The organism is Rhodococcus sp. EPR-147 (genome assembly GCF_001647185.1).
Classification (GTDB): Bacteria; Actinomycetota; Actinomycetes; order Mycobacteriales; family Mycobacteriaceae; genus Rhodococcoides.
Genome location: NZ_LVCU01000559.1, coordinates 1 through 617, shown reverse-complemented (window position 1 = coordinate 617; position 617 = coordinate 1). Strand labels below are relative to the sequence as shown.

1 protein-coding gene is annotated in these 617 nt (G+C 64.0%); it reads left to right on the top strand.

What is annotated here, in order from left to right; translation table 11 throughout:
• On the top strand, positions 1-522 hold a 522-nt coding region (locus A2J02_RS24985; RefSeq protein ID WP_442971507.1), incomplete at its 5' end, for an ABC transporter permease subunit.
• Positions 523-617: the final 95 nt, after the last annotated feature.

Below are 617 nucleotides of genomic sequence, written 5' to 3'. Positions count from 1 at the left end.
GCCACCCTCGCATACATGGGTGTGGTCTACCTCCGCAACAGCGACCTCGGTCGTCAGATGTTGGCCATCCGCTCCAACGAACGTGCCGCAGCCGCAGCCGGAGTCAACGTGCGGACGGTCAAGATCGTCGCCTTCGGCATCACCTCGGCTCTGGCCGGAGTGGCCGGCGTGATGTACGCCTACCAGTTCGGCACCGTCTCGGCGAACAGCTACGGGATCTCCGTCGCGCTGACTCTGGTGGCGAGCGTCTACGTACTCGGCGTGACGCTGCCGCAGGGAGCCGTGCTGGCCGGCTTCGGAGCGATCGGTTCGGTGATACCGCTGATTCTGCAGAAATACGTTCTCCCCGCAGACCACATCTCCCTGTACGTGCAGCTGCTCATCGGCGGCGGTCTGCTGCTCCAACTGCGGTTCTTTCCGGACGGCCTGCTCGTGTCGAGGTCGATCAAGAAGGAACGCAAGATGACCGGTATCGACACCCTCGTGCCGGAACTGCCACGGATGAAGAGCGTGCGAACATGACGACCAACGTTCTCGAAGCCCGCAACATCGAAGTACGGTTCGGCGGCGTGCACGCGCTGCGCGGCGTCGACCTGCAGGTACGCCCGGGCCAGATC